This is a genomic window from Desulforhopalus singaporensis (assembly GCF_900104445.1).
Lineage (GTDB): Bacteria > Desulfobacterota > Desulfobulbia > Desulfobulbales > Desulfocapsaceae > Desulforhopalus_A > Desulforhopalus_A singaporensis.
Map to the genome: position 1 here is coordinate 53833 of NZ_FNJI01000010.1, position 17476 is coordinate 71308.

The 17476-nt window shown below is 51.1% G+C and carries 14 protein-coding genes; 2 read left to right on the top strand and 12 right to left on the bottom strand.

Annotated elements, in window-relative coordinates:
* Positions 1–70: 70 nt before the first annotated feature.
* Positions 71–1144, top strand: a complete 1074-nt coding sequence (locus tag BLQ17_RS08690) for a hemolysin family protein (protein ID WP_092221896.1) — start codon at positions 71–73, stop codon at positions 1142–1144.
* A gap of 30 nt (positions 1145–1174) precedes the next feature.
* Here BLQ17_RS08690 and BLQ17_RS08695 read toward each other — a convergent pair whose 3' ends face one another.
* The 10 genes from BLQ17_RS08695 to BLQ17_RS08740 all read right to left on the bottom strand — a co-directional run bounded on the left by BLQ17_RS08695 (position 1175) and on the right by BLQ17_RS08740 (position 13402).
* Positions 1175–2269, bottom strand: coding sequence for a S1C family serine protease (locus tag BLQ17_RS08695; RefSeq protein ID WP_092221898.1), 1095 nt, complete (start codon positions 2267–2269; stop codon positions 1175–1177).
* A gap of 146 nt (positions 2270–2415) precedes the next feature.
* On the bottom strand, positions 2416–3099 hold the full coding sequence (locus BLQ17_RS08700; RefSeq protein WP_092221900.1) for an alpha/beta hydrolase: 684 nt from the start codon (positions 3097–3099) through the stop codon (positions 2416–2418).
* 7 nt (positions 3100–3106) lie between these two features.
* Positions 3107–4153 carry a hypothetical protein gene (locus BLQ17_RS08705; protein WP_092221902.1) on the bottom strand — a complete coding sequence of 349 codons (1047 nt, stop codon included), beginning with the start codon at positions 4151–4153 and terminating at the stop codon, positions 3107–3109.
* Complete coding sequence (locus tag BLQ17_RS08710) at positions 4146–6122, bottom strand: efflux RND transporter permease subunit (protein WP_092221904.1); 1977 nt, start codon at positions 6120–6122, stop codon at positions 4146–4148. The genes BLQ17_RS08705 and BLQ17_RS08710 overlap by 8 nt, the downstream gene beginning before the upstream one ends.
* Positions 6122–7582 (bottom strand): aspartate aminotransferase family protein, encoded by a 1461-nt coding sequence (locus BLQ17_RS08715; RefSeq protein WP_092221906.1) that lies wholly within the window; start codon positions 7580–7582, stop codon positions 6122–6124. Before BLQ17_RS08715 ends, BLQ17_RS08710 begins: the two co-directional genes overlap by 1 nt.
* 13 nt (positions 7583–7595) lie before the next feature.
* Positions 7596–9041 carry an SDR family oxidoreductase gene (locus BLQ17_RS08720; protein ID WP_092221908.1) on the bottom strand — a complete coding sequence of 482 codons (1446 nt, stop codon included), beginning with the start codon at positions 9039–9041 and terminating at the stop codon, positions 7596–7598.
* Positions 9038–10249, bottom strand: a complete 1212-nt coding sequence (locus tag BLQ17_RS08725; protein ID WP_092221910.1) for a U32 family peptidase — start codon at positions 10247–10249, stop codon at positions 9038–9040. Before BLQ17_RS08725 ends, BLQ17_RS08720 begins: the two co-directional genes overlap by 4 nt.
* A gap of 1 nt (position 10250) precedes the next feature.
* The gene (locus tag BLQ17_RS08730; protein ID WP_176761150.1) at positions 10251–11255 is read right to left on the bottom strand and encodes a multiheme c-type cytochrome; all 1005 of its coding nucleotides are present in this window, start codon (positions 11253–11255) and stop codon (positions 10251–10253) included.
* Between the two features lie 328 nt (positions 11256–11583).
* Positions 11584–12972 carry a magnesium transporter gene (gene mgtE, locus BLQ17_RS08735; protein WP_245695072.1) on the bottom strand — a complete coding sequence of 463 codons (1389 nt, stop codon included), beginning with the start codon at positions 12970–12972 and terminating at the stop codon, positions 11584–11586.
* 229 nt (positions 12973–13201) lie between these two features.
* Positions 13202–13402: a DUF2065 domain-containing protein gene (locus BLQ17_RS08740; RefSeq protein WP_092221914.1), complete on the bottom strand. Its 201-nt coding sequence runs from the start codon at positions 13400–13402 to the stop codon at positions 13202–13204.
* 193 nt (positions 13403–13595) lie between these two features.
* Here BLQ17_RS08740 and purM point away from each other — a divergent pair, with 193 nt between their 5' ends.
* Positions 13596–14648: a phosphoribosylformylglycinamidine cyclo-ligase gene (gene purM, locus BLQ17_RS08745; protein ID WP_092222041.1), complete on the top strand. Its 1053-nt coding sequence runs from the start codon at positions 13596–13598 to the stop codon at positions 14646–14648.
* 104 nt (positions 14649–14752) lie between these two features.
* Here purM and BLQ17_RS08750 read toward each other — a convergent pair whose 3' ends face one another.
* Entirely contained in the window at positions 14753–15286 is a 534-nt protein-coding gene (locus tag BLQ17_RS08750) for a MogA/MoaB family molybdenum cofactor biosynthesis protein (RefSeq protein ID WP_092221916.1), read from the bottom strand.
* Entirely contained in the window at positions 15276–17339 is a 2064-nt protein-coding gene (gene fusA, locus BLQ17_RS08755) for an elongation factor G (protein ID WP_092221919.1), read from the bottom strand. The genes BLQ17_RS08750 and fusA overlap by 11 nt, the downstream gene beginning before the upstream one ends.
* Between the last annotated feature and the right edge of the window lie 137 nt (positions 17340–17476).

The following is a 17476-nucleotide window of genomic DNA, read 5'->3' on the forward strand; positions in this document are numbered from 1 at the left end:
TTGAACAACAGGCAAAAAACATGTTTTTGCCTTTATTTTTCAGATAACATCTGCATGGAGTTGCCCAATCGTGCTGCAAACTTTATTCATTTCCGTAACCCTGGCAATAACTGTCTCAGCGCTTTGTTCAGTTTGTGAAGCCGTACTCTACTCGATCACCGCCTCTCAGGTGGAAATGTTAAAGAAAGAGGGAGGCCGAAGTGGGGAACTGCTCCAGGCAATGCGGGCCGACATTGAAGAACCGATCACCGCCATACTCACCCTGAACACCATCGCCAATACCATCGGAGCAGCTGTTGCCGGAGCTGCCGCAGCAACTATCTTCGGGGACGAGAACCTGCTCTTTTTCTCCCTCTGCTTCACCCTTGCAATACTCATTTTCTCTGAAATCCTGCCTAAAACCGTGGGCGTAACGTTTGCTTTCAAACTGGCCCCGGCAATCAGTTACCCCCTCAGGACCATGATCATCGTCCTCAAACCCATCGTCTGGCTGTGCCGCGTAATTACCCGGATTCTACCCCAGCGGCAGGAGGAGACGATCTCCGCAGAAGAAGTCCGGACACTGGCTACCATGTCCCGGCAATCCGGCGATCTGGCGGTAGAAGAAGAACAGGTGATAAGCAATATCATTGAGCTCAAATCGAAAATCGTCCGGCAGGTAATGACTCCGAGAACCGTCACATTTTCAATGAATGAACATTATACCGTCGAAAAAGCAATGGAGATGCTTACCCAGCTCAGCAGTCACAGCCGGATTCCCATCTACAACCGGGAACCAAACAGCGTAACAGGTATAATCCTGCGCAAGGACATTCTCCAGGCAGCGGCCGAGGACAAGCACAAACACACTCTCTCACGGTTTAAACGTCCCGCTCATTTCGTGCCGGAAACCGCACCACTCAACCAGATATTGATCGATTTTTTTGAACGGCGGCAACATCTTTTCATCGTCGTCGATGAATATGGAACGATGACCGGAATAATTTCCATGGAAGATGTGATTGAAGAAATTGTCGGCCGGGAAATAATCGATGAATCGGACGAGCAGAAGGACATGCGCGAACTGGCCCGATCGAAAACCAGGAACACCCGGCTGAGCATGCAACAAAAATATGGCAAAAGTTCCGGTGAAGCAAAGCGGTAAACACTGGCCGCGACCTGGTCATCCTGGATGTCAATTTACCGCAGTCAGCCTGATCTTCACCTCCTGCTGCCTGTCATCGCGCATAATCGTAAGCAGGACTTCACTGCCTATCCCCAGCTTTTCAAACTCCTCCCTGAGATCCTCGTGGGAACTGACAGCCACTCCGTTGACGGCGACTATGATGTCGCCAAGTACTATATCCTGACCATATTGCTTGGTCGACCGAAGCCCAGCTTCTTCCGCCGGGCTTTTACTGCTGACGTTTATTACCAGAACACCCTCTATCCCCAGTCGCCTGGTGAGCCGCTCATCCGCCAGGGTTACCCCTATTCCCGGCTGAAGAACCCTCCCTTTTTTAATCAGTTGCGGCACAATCGAGTTGACTGTATCAACCGGTACAGCAAAGCCTATTCCGGCATAGGCTCCCGAGGGGCTGTATATGGCGGTGTTCACGCCGATGAGCCTGCCGGCGCTGTCCAGCAGCGGACCGCCGGAATTGCCGGGATTAATAGCCGCATCGGTCTGGATAACGTTTTTTATGATGCGACCGGTGACCGCAGTAATTTCTCTATTAAGCGCCGAGATGATCCCAGAAGTAATAGTCTGGTCCAGGCCGAAGGGGTTGCCTATAGCGAACACCTTCTGCCCGACCAGCAGATCCGCCGAACTGCCGATGGCGATCGGCTTGAGCCTGTGGGTGGAAGCGTCAATCTGCAGCACCGCCAGATCTTTGTCCGGAGCCACCCCGATGACAAAGGCCTTCCAGCTGGAACCGTCGGCCATCGTAACCTGAAGCCTGTTGGCGTCGCTTATCACATGGTAGTTGGTTACGATCCGCCCCTTGGTATCCCAGACAAAACCAGAGCCGGTTCCCCTCGGGATTTCAACAGCGTTGAGCGAGAAGAGATCCCTTTTGAGGGCAATGCTTGTAACGTACACAACCGAGGACGAGTTCTCACGAAATATCTCTATAGTGTTGTTCTCGTCTTCGGCCAGATTCCCCCGGGCGGTAACTGCTCTTGGCTCAGCACCTCGCCGTGCAAAATAATCGCTCACGGGATTGTAAAGGAGTATTGCTGTCAGGGCCACAATTACCAGTACTGCAAGAGGTGAGGTTTTTTTCATGACAAGATCCGGTCAAATTTAATTCGTCAGCAGTAACGATCAATTTCCTGTTCTATTGAATATAACCAGAACCAGTGGTCCTGGCAAAATTAACATTTTTCAGCGCAGCAGCAGAGCTTTGCTCATGATTTTTTTTGTGATTGCAGCTATTTTTCACATTGATCACAACTGTCCATCGTTTTTTCACCAAGAATAAATTCACGGACCAGAGCAGACACATCCAACTCTTTGCGGCGAAAAAAATGGTCCGAATCCCTGACTGTCCGTTGGTTACTGCCCAGACTCTGCAGCTCCCCTTCTACCGAGTTGAGCAGATTGTCGTTTTCCGCAAGAATCACCAAAGCAGGATACGCAACTGTTTCAAGTTTTGAAAAATCATGATTGGTCACGGGTGGGGTTACGGCAGTAAGGGAGAGGATAGTTTTGGCAAAAGCGTTAAGAGCTATATATGAGCCGAAGGAATACCCTATTAAATGACAAGACGTAAAACACCTTGTGGACCATTGTATTACCAAGTTGAGATCATTTATGATTTCCGTGTACCCATTGTCATTGTCAAGCCCCTGCCAATATTCATAAAGAGGTAGTTCCGGCCGGGGCGACCAGCTCTTACCGACCCCCCGGTAGTTGAAGAGCAATACCGGCATATGGGGTGCCATTGTTGCGGCAATCGCCTGGACGACATTGTTTTCAAGGTTACCGGCAAGAAGCGGATGGGGCGGACAAATGATAACGCCTTGCCTTGAACTCTGCTCTTTTCCGTATAAAAGACGTCCTTCCAGGGAACCGGAGCCGCACGGAATATCGATTTCTGTGTCGCAAATCTTCATACAGTGATCAATACACCCCCTGCTGACTGACGGCGACAACAGAATCAAGTGTTTCGATTGCGGAAATCCCCCTGCAACCGTTGCCGATATCAACCGCAACCGCCGTATCCCTCTCAACGAGGTTAACGATAAGGAAAGTCTCGTCAAAACAGTTACATACTATCCGTCCTCGCTGCCCGGACTCGACACTGTTTCTGATATCCTGCTCCTCTCCAGGACCTTCCGGGAAGGGGGCGACCCTGAGCATCAACCTGTTTTGGTCTCCGCTGCGAAAAGTATCCGGATCATCACAACTTACGGGAAACGTTACCCCGAAGAGGCTATTGCCGTATCCGGGCAGGATGACCGCGTTGGGAAACATCTCTGTCAGTGCGGGTCTTGTCTCCGAGGTAAGAGCCATTCCACCGGTATGAATCCCCTTGATTCTCAGCCGCTGCTGCCGAGACATTCGCTGCCCCAAAAACAGCAGAAGCGGAGGGGTGGTAAAAAGAGTATCGACATTTTGACAACCGATGACGTTTTCGGCTTGATGGATCACGTGATCGATATAAAGGGTAAAACCGAGTGAATTCTTCTTCTGCTTTTTGATCCACCGCACGTCGCAGTCAACGAAAAACGGTTCGAGACTTCCGACGGACCTTGCCATTGCCCTTGCCGAACGATCTATGATATGTGGTCCTCCCGGTCCTACAAAAAGCCATGTGCCCCGGTGGGGAAAATCGCACTTCTCCACTGCTTCCAGCCAGGGACCGACAAACGCATCATGAAATTCGTTTTGTGAATATACTCTCCTGCACGGATCACCGGTCGTTCCGCCGGTCTCGGAAAGCAGCATAGAGGAGAGGGATTGGTGGAAACAGCGGGGAATGAAATCGGTGATGGGCCTGGTCCGTAAAGCCTGTAGATCCATCGGTCCGAGGCGGTAGAGTTCAGCCGTATCAGTTATTTCGCTGGCAACGTCAAACCCGAGCTGTCTCTGCCTGTCTAGCCAATACGGCGTTCCGTCTTGCCGGTCGAAATGAAGTTTCAGGATATCTGTTATTTTGTTATTCATCGTCTTTGTACCCAACGAGCAGAAGAGTCGGCAAAAGAAAAAGATCGCAGATCAGGGCGAGTACCATGGCGCAGGCTACAATAAAGCCAAAATCGCGCAGTGGGATAAACGGCGATACGCAAAACCCGAGAAAGCCCAGACCGGCAACCAGACTGGTGATAATAATGGCAGGGCCGACATGATCAAGGCTATGCTGCAGACGCCGGATCATGTTCGATCCTGCCTCCTCCCGTAATCTATAAAGAAAATGTATTGAATCATCCACGACAATGCCAAACACGATACTTGCCACCGTGACGGTAGAAACACTCAGAGGTATCGACAGCCAGCCCATGGCGGCAACAATAAAGAACACCGGCAGGATATTGGGTATGATTGCAAGCAGACCATAACGTATCGACCGCAGCGCCATGCCGATAATAAATGAAATGGAGAAAAACGCAAAACCGAAGCTTTTCAGCAAAGAGTCGAACAGGGCTCTCTGTCCCCGGACATAGAGCGGGACAGCTCCGGTAACATACGGGTGGGATAACGCGCCCAGGTTCTTTTTCAGATATTGATCGAGTTCGTCGGCAAGCTTGAGGGTATCTTCCGAAGATAGCGTCCGCAGCAACACAGAGACGCGATGAGGTGCGGCCAGGGTGTAGCTGTATTGCTGGGCAGAATCAATTTCCAGCCCGTTCGGCGCAGCCTCGGTAACCACCTGGCCGGAGGGGAAAAAGTAAAGAAAATGTGTCACCACCGGGTAGCTGCTGGCAAATTCGTGCAAAGTTTTGTGTATCCGCATCTTGTCGGCCCTGCATCCTTCAAGATCTACTTCGAAAGGCGTCAGTCCCAACCCGACGCCTTCAATTGCCTGATAATTGTTGCGGACCTCTGAATTGTCCGCAAAAAAATCGAGGATCAATGTTCCGACCCCGAGCCTGGCCACCCCAAGAGAACCACCGACGCAGCAGAAAAAGAAAACAAGCAGCAACAGGTAGCGAAAGCCAAAAAGCATGCGCGCAAGACTTTGCGGAATCCGGTACGGCTGACGGGGCGCCGGCCTGAAATATATCGGCAGTAAAACCAAGGCATTGACAAGGGCAAGCGCAGTGGCGACAACACCCCATACGCCCAGCTGTCTAACAGGTAAATACTCGGAAAAAGTGAGTGACAAAAAGCCAAGGGAAGTGGTGACGGCGGAGAGCAGGCAGGGCTTGGCCACAACGATGTACAGATCCGCAGCGGTCTGTTTGTCGCTGTCGGGAATCTTGGCCACCAGATGGACGGCGTATGCGGTACCGAGGATCATGGTCAACGGCGGCAGGGCGAGAAGCACCATATTGAGTTTCATGTTGGCAGCCGCCATGACTCCCACCACCTGCACCGCTGGCGCCATGCCGCAGGCCAGCACCAGCAGGACATTGTTTCTGCTCCGGATACAGATAGAGATTGCCACACCAACAATGAATAAGACCACGGGAAACAGTGTTCTGGTGGATTGGGCTGAAAAGCGATCGAGCATGGCGGTGATGTACCAGACTCCACCTAAATGGTACGACACTCCGCTGTCATCCAGCACTTTCCTGGACTTTTGCAGAATCGTTGCCAGCTCCACCGGCTCGAGGTCGGGGGCGGGTTTGACCAGCAAGACCCCTTTTTCCCCTATATTCTTGCCGCCGGCCATGACTCCTGCGACCGAAGTCTCGGTTTCTTCAGAGATCCGTCCCCGGATGCTGCGGAGCTGGCTGATGTCGGTTGCCGGGAGATAGATCACCAGTGGATCGGAGATGGAATTGCGGGTCATGAACCGCTGATAGTGATGCCAGTTGGGATCGTCTTCGGACTGCCAGACCGGCAGGGAATTATCCACGCGGCTGGTCAAAGACGACAGGCCGCCAAGCAACGTAACCGTTGCTATCAACAGAGTAAAACCGGCTTTACGCCTTTTCAGGAACAAAGCTGCGGCCCGAAAAAACTGAACCATCAGCGCTTGTCCCTGCCCAGCGAAGCCACCCAGGGAGTGATAAATTTCAGTCCGAAAGAACCGATCGCGTGGTTGACGCGATCCTTGACCAGCATTTTCGCCCCCCGGCTCAAAACATCTTCCAGCGCGGCCAGAAACCGGTCAACCTCTTCTTCTGTCACAATCAAGGGGGGATATACCCTCAACACCGACCGGTTATTAAGCATCAGGGTGCCGAGAATCGAGTGGTGCTTCAGCAGAGCGGCCGCTACCATCCCGGGAAGATGCTCTTTTAAGACATTTTTCAAGCCTGGAATTCTGGCAGGAAGATATTGGGTTCTGTCGATGATATCTTCGTTGAACTCAATGCCGACCATCAGCCCCCTCCCCCGTATTTCCCTGATCCACTCAGGATATTTCATCTGTATTTGGCGCAGCCCGTTGATAAGGCGGCTGCCCAATGTCTGGGCCCTGACGTCAAGTTTTTCCCTGCAACAGACTTCAAGTGCGGCAATGGCTGCGGCACAGCTGGTCGACCTGCCGCCAAAGGTTGAGGTCTGCACCAAGCAGTCGTGGGGATTACTGTATGCCCCGTCGAACACCCTGGTGGTCGCGATAGTAGCGCCGATTGAAGCGAGGCCGCCGCCAAGGGATTTGGCAATAACCAGCAGGTCCGGGATGACCTCGTCATGCTGGCAGGCAAAAAACGAACCTGTCCGGCACATCCCTGTCTGCACCTCGTCAAGAATAAGCAGGACACCGAATCTTTCGCATAGCTTTTTCACCTTCTGCAGATACCCATCAGGGGGAACTATAACCCCCGCCTCACCCTGTATTGGCTCAAGGATAACTGCGGCCACCGCATCTTCTCCCTTGTCCGGGTTGTGACGCAGTATCCGTTCAATGGCGCCTGCGTCACCATAGGGAACTCTTTTCCCGGGCAGCAACGGAAAGTGTTGTCGCAGCCTCTGCCCGCCGGTGACGGAAAGAGCCCCGAGAGTCTTACCGTGGAGTGAGTTTTCGGCATAAATAAACCTGGATCGTCTGCCCTTGAAATAGCGTGCAGCAAGTTTAAGCGCCGCTTCCACCGCTTCCGTACCGGAATTGCAAAAATAAAAACGATTGAGGTTGCCCGGGGTCAGCAGCTTGAGGTTATGGGCCAAACAGGCGGCATACGGGGAAAGGAGCTCTTTTGACAGGTCAACTCTCTCCTCCTCCAGAACCATGAGCATCGCCTTTTTTACCTCCGGATGATTGTGGCCGAGGTTAAGCGCCCCGTAGGAGGAGACAAAATCGAGGATTCTACGGCCACTGGTGTCGATGATGGTTGAACCGGCGGCCGATTGCGGCTGCACTCCGGTGTATTCCCCCATCTCCAGGAGAGCCACCAGCCCGGGATTGATGAGTGTCTTGAAATAGTTGACACACTCTTTATAGGGTATACCGGCCACTTCATCAACGGAGATCCATTTTCCCTGCATAGCATGTCCTTTTTCAGATCAGTTTTTCTTCCAGTGAGCCAAAAGGTCTTTTGTGAAAAAATTCCTCAAGGGCTACCGCTGTCTTCAAGGCGTCAATGTTGCTTCCTTCCAGTGTTATGTTGCCATCAAAAAAACCTTGCTGGGGAGAGAGCCTGCCGCAAATTACTTCCATGAAGACATGAGGACTGACCGAGTAGCCAAACTCTCCGCGGCGGCCGACCTTGATTTCCTCAAGACAACCGTCCCTGACGACAAGACTTCTGCAGGCAACGCCATCTACCTGTATCCAGAAGACACAGGAGAGTGACATGAGGTTGGGCACCAGCCGGCGGCCTATGATTGCAGGCAAGAATTCGCTGAAGTATCGTTCGATCCCATCGCTGTCACCTGTTTGCACAGTTTTCTTTCCCTTTGCGGCAAGAAACAAGCTGAAAGCCTGCAGAAGTTCATCCTCTGTAACCTCGACGCAGAAATCCCGACCCATCATCTCGTCGAGTCGTTGCCGGTCAAACTCCACCGTAAGATCCAGGTACGGGGCATACATTGCGGTTTTGCGTGCCAAGATTTCCTCAACCCTGCTCCTTGGTAACTCCCTGAAACTGGCGACATCGACCATGGTCGCCACATTACCGCCAAACGCCCTGTTGCAGATATCTTCCAACGCTCCATTTGCAAACGATTTTTTACATACCAGATGATAGATCAGGCCTGAATCATCCTGTTCCTGCCTCTGTGAAATCCTAAATAATGCCTCAGCCACATCGTCGTCGAAAATAAACGGGAGATGGCAATGTTTGTTGCCGGCTACCCTGATAGGTTTATTGCTCCGGTTCTGATAGGCCGGGCTTACCAGGATACGAAATATTGCGTCCAGAAAGACGAATGGCCCAAATCTTTTGACAGAGGCCGGGTTTGGATTTCTCTCAAGGATAATCGACGGCCGATAGATGGTTAATCGGGTGCCATGCTGTTTCGCTTGTCTCAGCAGATACTGCTCTGCTAAGAATTTACTCTTTTCATAACCGTTGCGAAAGGCGGTGTCGGAGTCGGCAGGATCGTCTTCCTGGACAAGACCGTGTTGTCCGCCGCAGACAAACGCCGTGGAGACATGGTGCAGGTGGGCCTGCGCCCGCAAGGCAAACGCATGCATATGACGTACACCGTCGATATTAACCAGCTGGTAATCATGGACATCTCTACCCTTGAAATCGGTTCTTGCGGCAAGATGGTAAACCGTTCGTACCGTCCTGCAAAGTTTCTCGTATGCGCTTGAACCGATCCCCAGGTCAGGAAGCGAAACATCACCACTTAGCGACTCGGCATTTGGCAAAAGATTGCGACCGCAACCTGTCCTGCCGCGACTCAGGACGACGACATGTTTTCCGGACCGCACCAGTCTGTCGACCAGAGGTCGTCCAACCACTCCGGTTCCGCCGGTAACCAGAACGGTTTCGCTCATCCGTCCACCCTTTGTTCACCCGCTTGTCGCCGCCATTTTTCGGCGGCTTCAACCGTCTGCATCCCGGACGGTATCTGCGCTACCAGGCTGCTGAGATTTTCTTCCATGTTTTTACTATACAAATCAAGAAGCTTGCGGTCGTTGTAGCGAAGCGCCCTGCGGGCCCACCGCTCACAATGGCCGCAACCGGAACAACCGTACCTGCATTGTGGCTTGTGTTCGGCAAAAAACTTGAGAAAACCTTCCAGCATGGAGTTGTCCAGCATGATCTCAAGCGGTTCAAGACAGGTCCCGTCGGGATTTTCACGAAAAGTCAGCCAGTGCGGCCAGCCGAGCAGATCCAGAAGATTTCCCGAAAATCTTCGTTCAAGATATCCCCGGCACAACTGCACTATCCTGGTGTCATCAAGTCCCCTGCCGGCAATCTTGAAAAACGAGATTCCCGTTTCCTGCCACACCCCGATGTCTTCCGGCCTGATCCATGGGCTTTTCAGGATTTCCACCCCGTTTTGCAGTTTCTTCAAGAAGCACCAGTTGAGATAATATTGATTGTATGGCGCACCGGCACCGCCATGAAGAAAACTCTGGGCACCGGTTGAAGCGACACAGTAATGATTGTATTTGAAATGGCATTGACTTATGCAGACCGGGTTGACAATTACTTCCAGGTCAGTTCGGCCTTCGGCAACGCCCTTTTCCAAAAACCGAAAATCCCTGTTGACTTCAACGTCAACCACGATCCGGCCAACGCCTATGTCGCGGTATTGCCCTATTCCGGCCAGACTGTTTACATAACCGATTGTCGAGACCACCACCTCCAATTGGGGAAAACATCTGCTGATGATCTCCGCCAGGTAGGGAACGGCAACCGTTATCGACGCAACCCCCGAATCGACCAGAAAACTGAGCAGTTCCTCAAGTTTTTTCCTTCCCTCACTGGTGTATTCGAGGTTGGCGTACGCCGGGGCATTCAGCAGATAATTAAATCGGATCCCTTTCTCCCGCCCCCTGCCGACATGGGAGCGAAATTGGTTTTTGTCTATTGCAGGAAGATATTTTGCCGGTCTGGCAGAGTGGAAGGCGCCGCTCTGAAATGAACCGTAAATTTCAAATATCCGTCCTCCGCTGCCATCAAATTCTTCATTCAGCTCGGCCAGTTGTTCTATAAAACCGGAGGTAAAAGGGGTTGGAACGCTAAATTTTCTCATGTTACATATTTTTTTCTGCGATCTGAAAAAACATAAGGTCTGCGGTTTCTGCAACGATACGCGAAGAATCATCGCCACCCGTTCGTTCGAGCAAGATGCGGACAGCCGTTTTTCGACCCGGAGGTTGGTTAATCCTGAAATGTAGAGTTTTTGCGGCGCCGGGAAGTAACGGCTTCGTTTCATCGGCTATTTCCCGTGATAACTCTTCTACAACCTCCCCGGCGAGGGAAAATTCTGCACGCAGGCTGATCTTTTTCTCCCCGTAAGTTCCGGTAGGCAGATTGTGAGGCAACCTGTTGGTCACGGTAATGGTCAACTCCACAGATTTCGGCCCGGAATCTTCAACGACAACAGAAATATCGCTGCTTTTCAATGCATAAACCGGCAACGATATTTCATGGCTATACGTTTTTACGCGGTCTTCGAAAGAGACAAGAGCTCTGGTAAAAATACCGGTTCCCTGGCTGACGGTGCGGGTAACGGGTACTGCATGGCATGTGATGCAACCGGGCGAAACTGTATCATCGTTTTTATCCGGGTACTCATCCGCCGTTTCCCGGTGACACCCTGAACAGATACCGTTTCCTCGATAGAAGCGGTCGTTTTTTTCTATGGGATGCGGTTGAAATAATGCTGAAGAATCATGAGGCCCATACATTTTTCCGGCGGAAAAATGGCAGCTGATGCAATCGATACCCCCTTCTCTGTTGTAAGGCCTCGGTTGCAGCAAATTTGCGCGGATTCCGACAGGCGCGTGACAGGTGAGGCACTCTTCATCCCCGGCATCCATATACTGGTCACGAAAAACGGGATTACTGAAAGATCTGGAATGGAGGGAAAGCGACCACTCTGCAAACTGAAGTATGTGGCACGATCCACAATCTGAAGCTGTCGGCCCGGTTCCGGTATCGTCGTCAACATGTGTCAGGTACGAAAACGGCGTACATCCGGAAATTACCAGGACAAACGAAAGAAGCAGGGTGAACAGTACATGGGATTTTTTCAACTTTGCGATCCTTGTGGAACATCTTTTCGATATTCAGATTCAGGTAGCATTTACAAGAGCTAGAGGCCATATTAGCAAAGCAGAATATGAAAAACAAGCCGCGAATTCCATGAAAATCCAAGGCCACATCGACGAAAAACGGCGAGGGAAACCAGCTGTCATTCCAGGTACTCTTAACACCTTCAATGATACGTTATTTTTGAACAATTCCACGCCCGGTAAACATCCCAGATCGCTTCATTGTGGTGTCCCGACTCACCGTGCTCCACTCTGGTTTATGCCAAAAACGCCGTTCGTCACCCTTTACCGCGGGCGGTGGAGTCAGCTGCTACAGGTTCAGAAAGAGTTTTGCAATCGAAAAATACATCAGAACTCCCAGCATATCGATTGAAGTTGTAACAAACGGCCCAGTGGCAATCGCCGCATCCACATCAAATCTTTTCAAAATAAGGGGAACCATCGTACCAAGGGTTGCCGCCATGGCCATACAGAAGAAAACCGACAGTCCGACAACCACTCCGAGCAGTCCCGGCTCATCAACGCCAAAACTGGCGACAACTCCAAGGAAAAGACCGTAAATCAACCCCAGGATCAACCCGACCCGCATCTCCTTGAAGACAACGCGATAGGATTCCCCCAGATTGATCCTGCCCGTTGCAATACCGCGCACGACAATGGTCGACGACTGGGTGGCAATATTGCCTCCCATGCCGATAACAACAGGAATAAAGGAGGCCAGAGCCAGAACCTTGGCCAGCTCCTGCTCAAACGCGCCGATTATGAACATGGCCATAATCCCGCCGATCCATGAAGCAAACAACCACGGGGCGCGGATAAATGCGCTTTGCCTGATAGATTTGAGCAGAATCTCCCGATCCTTACCGGCACCGGCCATCTGCAGGAACTCTTCCGAGGCTTCTTCCCTTATAACATCAATGATATCGTCGACCGTAACAATGCCTACCAGGCTGTAGCTGCTGTCGACTACGGGAACCGCAAGAAAATTGTACCTGGCAACAACCTGGGCGACTTCCCCCTGGTCGGTATCGGTATTGACCGAGACCACGTTGGGATTCATTATCTCCTTGAGTTTGCGACCGGCGGGATGAAGCAGCAGCTCGCGAAGTGAGATAACCCCAGACAGTTTCAGGTCGCCGTGGGTGATATAGAGATAGAACACCATCTCTTTTTCTTCACTTCTTTTCTGGATCGACTTGATGGCATCACCTGCGGTCAACTCCTCATCAAGACACATGAAGTCGGGAGACATCAACCCGCCGGCGCTTTCCGGATCGTACTGCAGAAGTTCTTCAACTTCCTCACGATCTTTCTTCTTCATATGTTCCCGGATTTCCCCGGCAACTTCATCGGGCATAATCTCCATGAGGTCTACAGCATCGTCGGAAGGCATATCCGACAGGATCTCGGCCATATACTGCGGGGTGAGATCCTTGACCAGCTCCGTCACCAGCGCAGTATCGAGTTCACTTAAGAATGATCCGATGGTTTTATTTTTGACAATTATGCTGAAAACCGCGGTTCTCTCGTCCTCGGTCAAGTGGCGATACACCCATGCCATATCGGCCGGATGCGTTTTATTGATGAGCTTCATCAGGTGTTCATTGGCACCCCGTCTGTTCAGGCGGCGCACCATATCCAGCAGAACCATACCCTCGTTGCCTACGAGTTCTCTTTTAGCTTTGTTTTCCATAGCCATAGCGATCACACTGATGATATGTTTTGACGTACAACAATATTCCGGTGCGGAAGTTTTCCGTACACATGACAAGGCAGTGTACATAATTCCGATTAATCAGGTCAATCGATAAATTATCGCCAACCTCCGAATTGCAAAAACGTTTTTTTAAATAAAACAAAAGATTGAAGGGGCGGTAACCGAACTGCCTGAAAAGCCATCTGTCAATGGCTCAGGGAAAATAGGATTATTATCTGAACATCGATGTTTTTTGCACAATGAAACAGATCAGCAGCCCGACTCCCATGGCCACCAACCCGAAGACCCGCAACTGTGCAGGTCGCAGTTCGCTGATTTTTTTCAACCACTCCTGCATTGCTTCAGGCGCAGCCACATACGGCAGACCTTCCAGGACCAGAACAAGGCCTATGAGCAATGTAAATAATTTCATAGTCAGCGTTTGTAACAAAGAGTAGGTTTTTTTTCAACTCCGTGGACACAATAAAATAAACCCGGCAAAGATTTCCCCACGTCAAAGCCATATTGCATTGCAATTTGACTTTAGGCTTAATATTATAAAGCAGACTTTGTTCAACGAAACTTCCGTTAATCTTTCAGAACTTTTATCTTTCCATACACTTTTTATGTCCAACTCAACTCAAAGCAAATACAGCGAGGCCGGCGTTGACATCGATAAGGGTAATGCCTTTGTCGAGGAAATTAAGGATATAGTCGCCTCAACCCATCAACGTGGCGTGCTTGGCGGTATCGGCGGTTTTTCATCTCATATAGCCATCGATACCACGAAATATAAAAAACCTGTTATCGTCAACTCAACCGACGGAGTCGGCACAAAACTGGCAATAGCCCATATGTGCAACAAGCATGACACGATCGGTATCGACCTGGTGGCGATGTGTGTCAACGATCTGATTGTCGGCGGGGCAAATCCACTTTGCTTTCTTGACTATTTTGCAGTAGGCAAGCTCGACCTCGAAATTGCCAAGGACGTAGTAAAAGGCATCGCCGAAGGATGCCAACAGGCACGCTGTTCCCTGGTGGGCGGCGAGACCGCGGAAATGCCGGGTCTTTACCGGGACAAGGATTACGACCTCGCCGGCTTTGTCACCGGTATAGTAGACAGGGATACCATTATTGACGGTTCCGATATTCGCGAAGGTGACAAGATTATCGGCCTAAGCTCGAGCGGGCTGCACTCCAACGGCTATTCACTGGTCCGGAAAATATGTTTTACCGATCATCAGCTGAAGGTCGATGATTTCATCAAGGAGCTTGGCTGCACCCTGGGCGAAGAGCTTCTTCGCCCTACAAAGATTTACGTGCAGGCGGTGCAGAACGTTCTCAAGCACTTTTCGATCAACGGCATGGTCCACAACACCGGCGGGGGGTTTATCGACAACATCCCGCGCATTCTGCCCAAGGGGTGCAAGGCGATAATCAACAAAGGCAGCTGGCCCGTTGCCCCGATTTTCCCCTTTCTCCAGGAAAAAGGTGCGATCCCCGAAGAAGAGATGTACCGAACGTTCAACATGGGCATTGGCCTGATGGCCGTCGTGGCGGAGAGCGATGCCAATGATATCTGTCATCATTTCAAGGCGGTCGGAGAAGAGGCCTTTGTTATCGGTGAAATAGCTCACCTTGAAGAAGATGAAAACGCTACGGTTACGATAATCTAAACAGCAAAACGAGGGTATGTCCCTGATACAAAAAAGCCCGGATGCTTTTTAAAAGCATCCGGGCTTTTTTTTTACATAAACAGTTGAGTTACTCGGCAGCTTTTTCAGGAACCACCGCAATCCCCCTGTCCGCCTTGAATTTTTTCAAGAGCATGGGGAATCACATCGAGAATCACTTCCAGATTTTCCCTTACGGCCTTCAGGCTTCCCGGCAGATTGACAATAAGAGATTTACCGCGCACCCCGGCCTTTCCTCTTGACAACATTGCTCTTGATGTTTTCTGCAGGCTGGCGCTCCGCATGGCCTCAGCCATGCCGGGAATTTCCTTTTCAAGCACCCTTTCCATCGCTTCCGGGGTTACGTCGGAGGGCGAAAGACCTGTCCCTCCGGTGGTAACGACCAAGGCGTTCTGCTGAACATCGGTCAGTTCGATCAGGGTCTCTACAATAAGTTCCTTCCTGTCCGGGATTATCCTGTAGTCTTTGAGGACATACCCCTGTTCCAGTAGTTTCTCCTGCAGATACCTGCCGCTTGTATCTTCCCTGTTTCCCTGAGATCCTTTGTCGCTCATGGTCAGAACGGCAAAGCTTTTGTCAAAATCTGCGGCATCCATGGCTTCTTGACGGTTATTCCTCATCGACATTGGTCTCGGCAACAATCTTTTCCGCCAGCTGTGCCGGCACTTCCTCGTAATGTGAAAAGCTGATGTTAAAACTTCCGAGTCCGCCGGTCATGGATGTGAGATCGTTGGCGTAAAGAAGGATTTCCGACTGGGGCACCTGGGCATTGATTATCTCAATGCCGTCGGCAGAATCCATCCCCATAACTTTGCCGCGCCGGGAGTTCAGATCACCCATCACGTCTCCGACGTTTTCTTTGCCGACCCTGATTTCCATGTCCATATAGGGTTCAAGCAGTACCAGCCCGGCCTCCTGGGCGCCTTTCTTGAACGCCAGAGATCCGGCTATTTTAAAGGCCATTTCCGAACTGTCGACGTTATGGAACGAACCATCCACCAACACGACCTTGACATCAATTACCGGATATCCGGCAAGGACACCTCTTTCCATGGCCTCCTGGATACCTTTATCCACCGCTGGCCGATACTGTTGGGGGATGACTCCGCCGACAATCTGATCGACAAACTCGTATCCGCCTCCCGGCAGGGGAGAAATTTCCACCCAGCAATCACCGTATTGGCCGCGCCCACCGCTCTGTTTTTTGTGTTTTCCCTGGACACGTGCGCTTTTGCGAATAGTTTCCATGTAAGGAATTTTGGGCACGGAAAGTTCCATTTCCACCCCGAATTTTCTCTTGATACGCGACCCGGTAACATCGAGGTGTACCTGGCCGACACCAGAGAGCAGGACCTGCTTGGTCTGAACCTGACGGTCCAGACGCAGGGTCGGATCCTCATCGAGCATTCTGGTGATGGAAGAAAACACTTTTTCCTCATCGCCTTTTTTCGCACTGACGGCAAACGATATAACAGGCGTCTGCGCCTTGGGCGGTTCGATTATCAGCGGCCTGGACTGAGCGCACAGGGTATCCCCGGTGGTGGTTTCCTTTAATTTTGCTACGCCGACAATCATCCCCGGTGTAGCTGCGTCCACAGGCTTCTGCGCCTTGCCTTCCAGCAGGTAGAGCTGTCCGAACCTCTCCGAGGTTTTCTTGGAGGCGTTATAGAAGGTGTCGCCGTCGAGCTTGCCGCTGAACACCCTGAAGATGGTCAACCGTCCCGCATAAGGATCCGCCATGGTCTTGAAGACAAGCGCTGCAAACGGTTCGTCTACCGATTGCTTGAGCTCGATGACCGTCTCTCCGTCTTCACCGATCGCCTCCCTGGTTCTGGCCTCTGCCGGGCTCGGCATATAACTGTTAATGGCATCGAGCAACGGCGCGGTCCCCTTGTTCAGGGTCGCCGCACACACACAGATAGGTGCGATGACACCTTCTTTTACTCCGACTTTCAACCCGTTGGTCAGCTCTTCTGCGGTCAATTCCCCTTCTTCGAGAAACTTTTCAATGAGATCGTCATCGGTCTCAGCCACATTTTCCATAAGGGATTCCCGCAGCATCTCAACTTCGCTCGCCAACTCGTCGGGAACATCGGTTTCCGTGACCTTGCCTTTATCCCCGTCAAACAGGTACGCTTTCCCGCTCAGCACGTCGACATAGCCTTTAAAATCGTCTTCAGCCCCTATCGGCACCTGCAGAACAACGGGGTTAATTGGCAGGTTTTCCCTGATTTCATCCACCGTTTTGGCAAAGTTCGCTCTTTCCCGATCCATCTTGTTGATGGCTATAATGGTCGGCATGTTGCGGTCCTTGATCATATTGGCGAACTTTATTGTCTGCCCCTTCACGCCAATCACGGCACCGACAACAAACAGTGCTCCGTCAGCCACATAGGAGGCGAAGGAAGTCTCATTGATGAAATTGTCGTCGCCCGGTGTATCACTGATAAAAACGTGGTGTTTTTTCCAGGTATAGTTGTGAAAGCTGGCACTGATGGAAATATTACGATTAATCTCCTCTTCGTCATAATCCATAACGGCATGACCTGTGTCTACCTTGCCGAGCCTGTCGATTTTTCCGGCGGTATAAAGAATCGCCTCAGCGAGTGAAGTTTTACCACAACTGCCATGACCCATTATTGCTATATTTCTTATTGTATCGGTATCCTGCATCTGAATCTCCTCAACGCCTGTTTTAGTCAATGCTCTAAGCAATCATTAATAATAGACCCCACCGCTACCTTGCGTATATCAGCCAAGACAGTAACATATATTCAATTTCAAAATACAAAGTCAAGCAAGAACCGCAC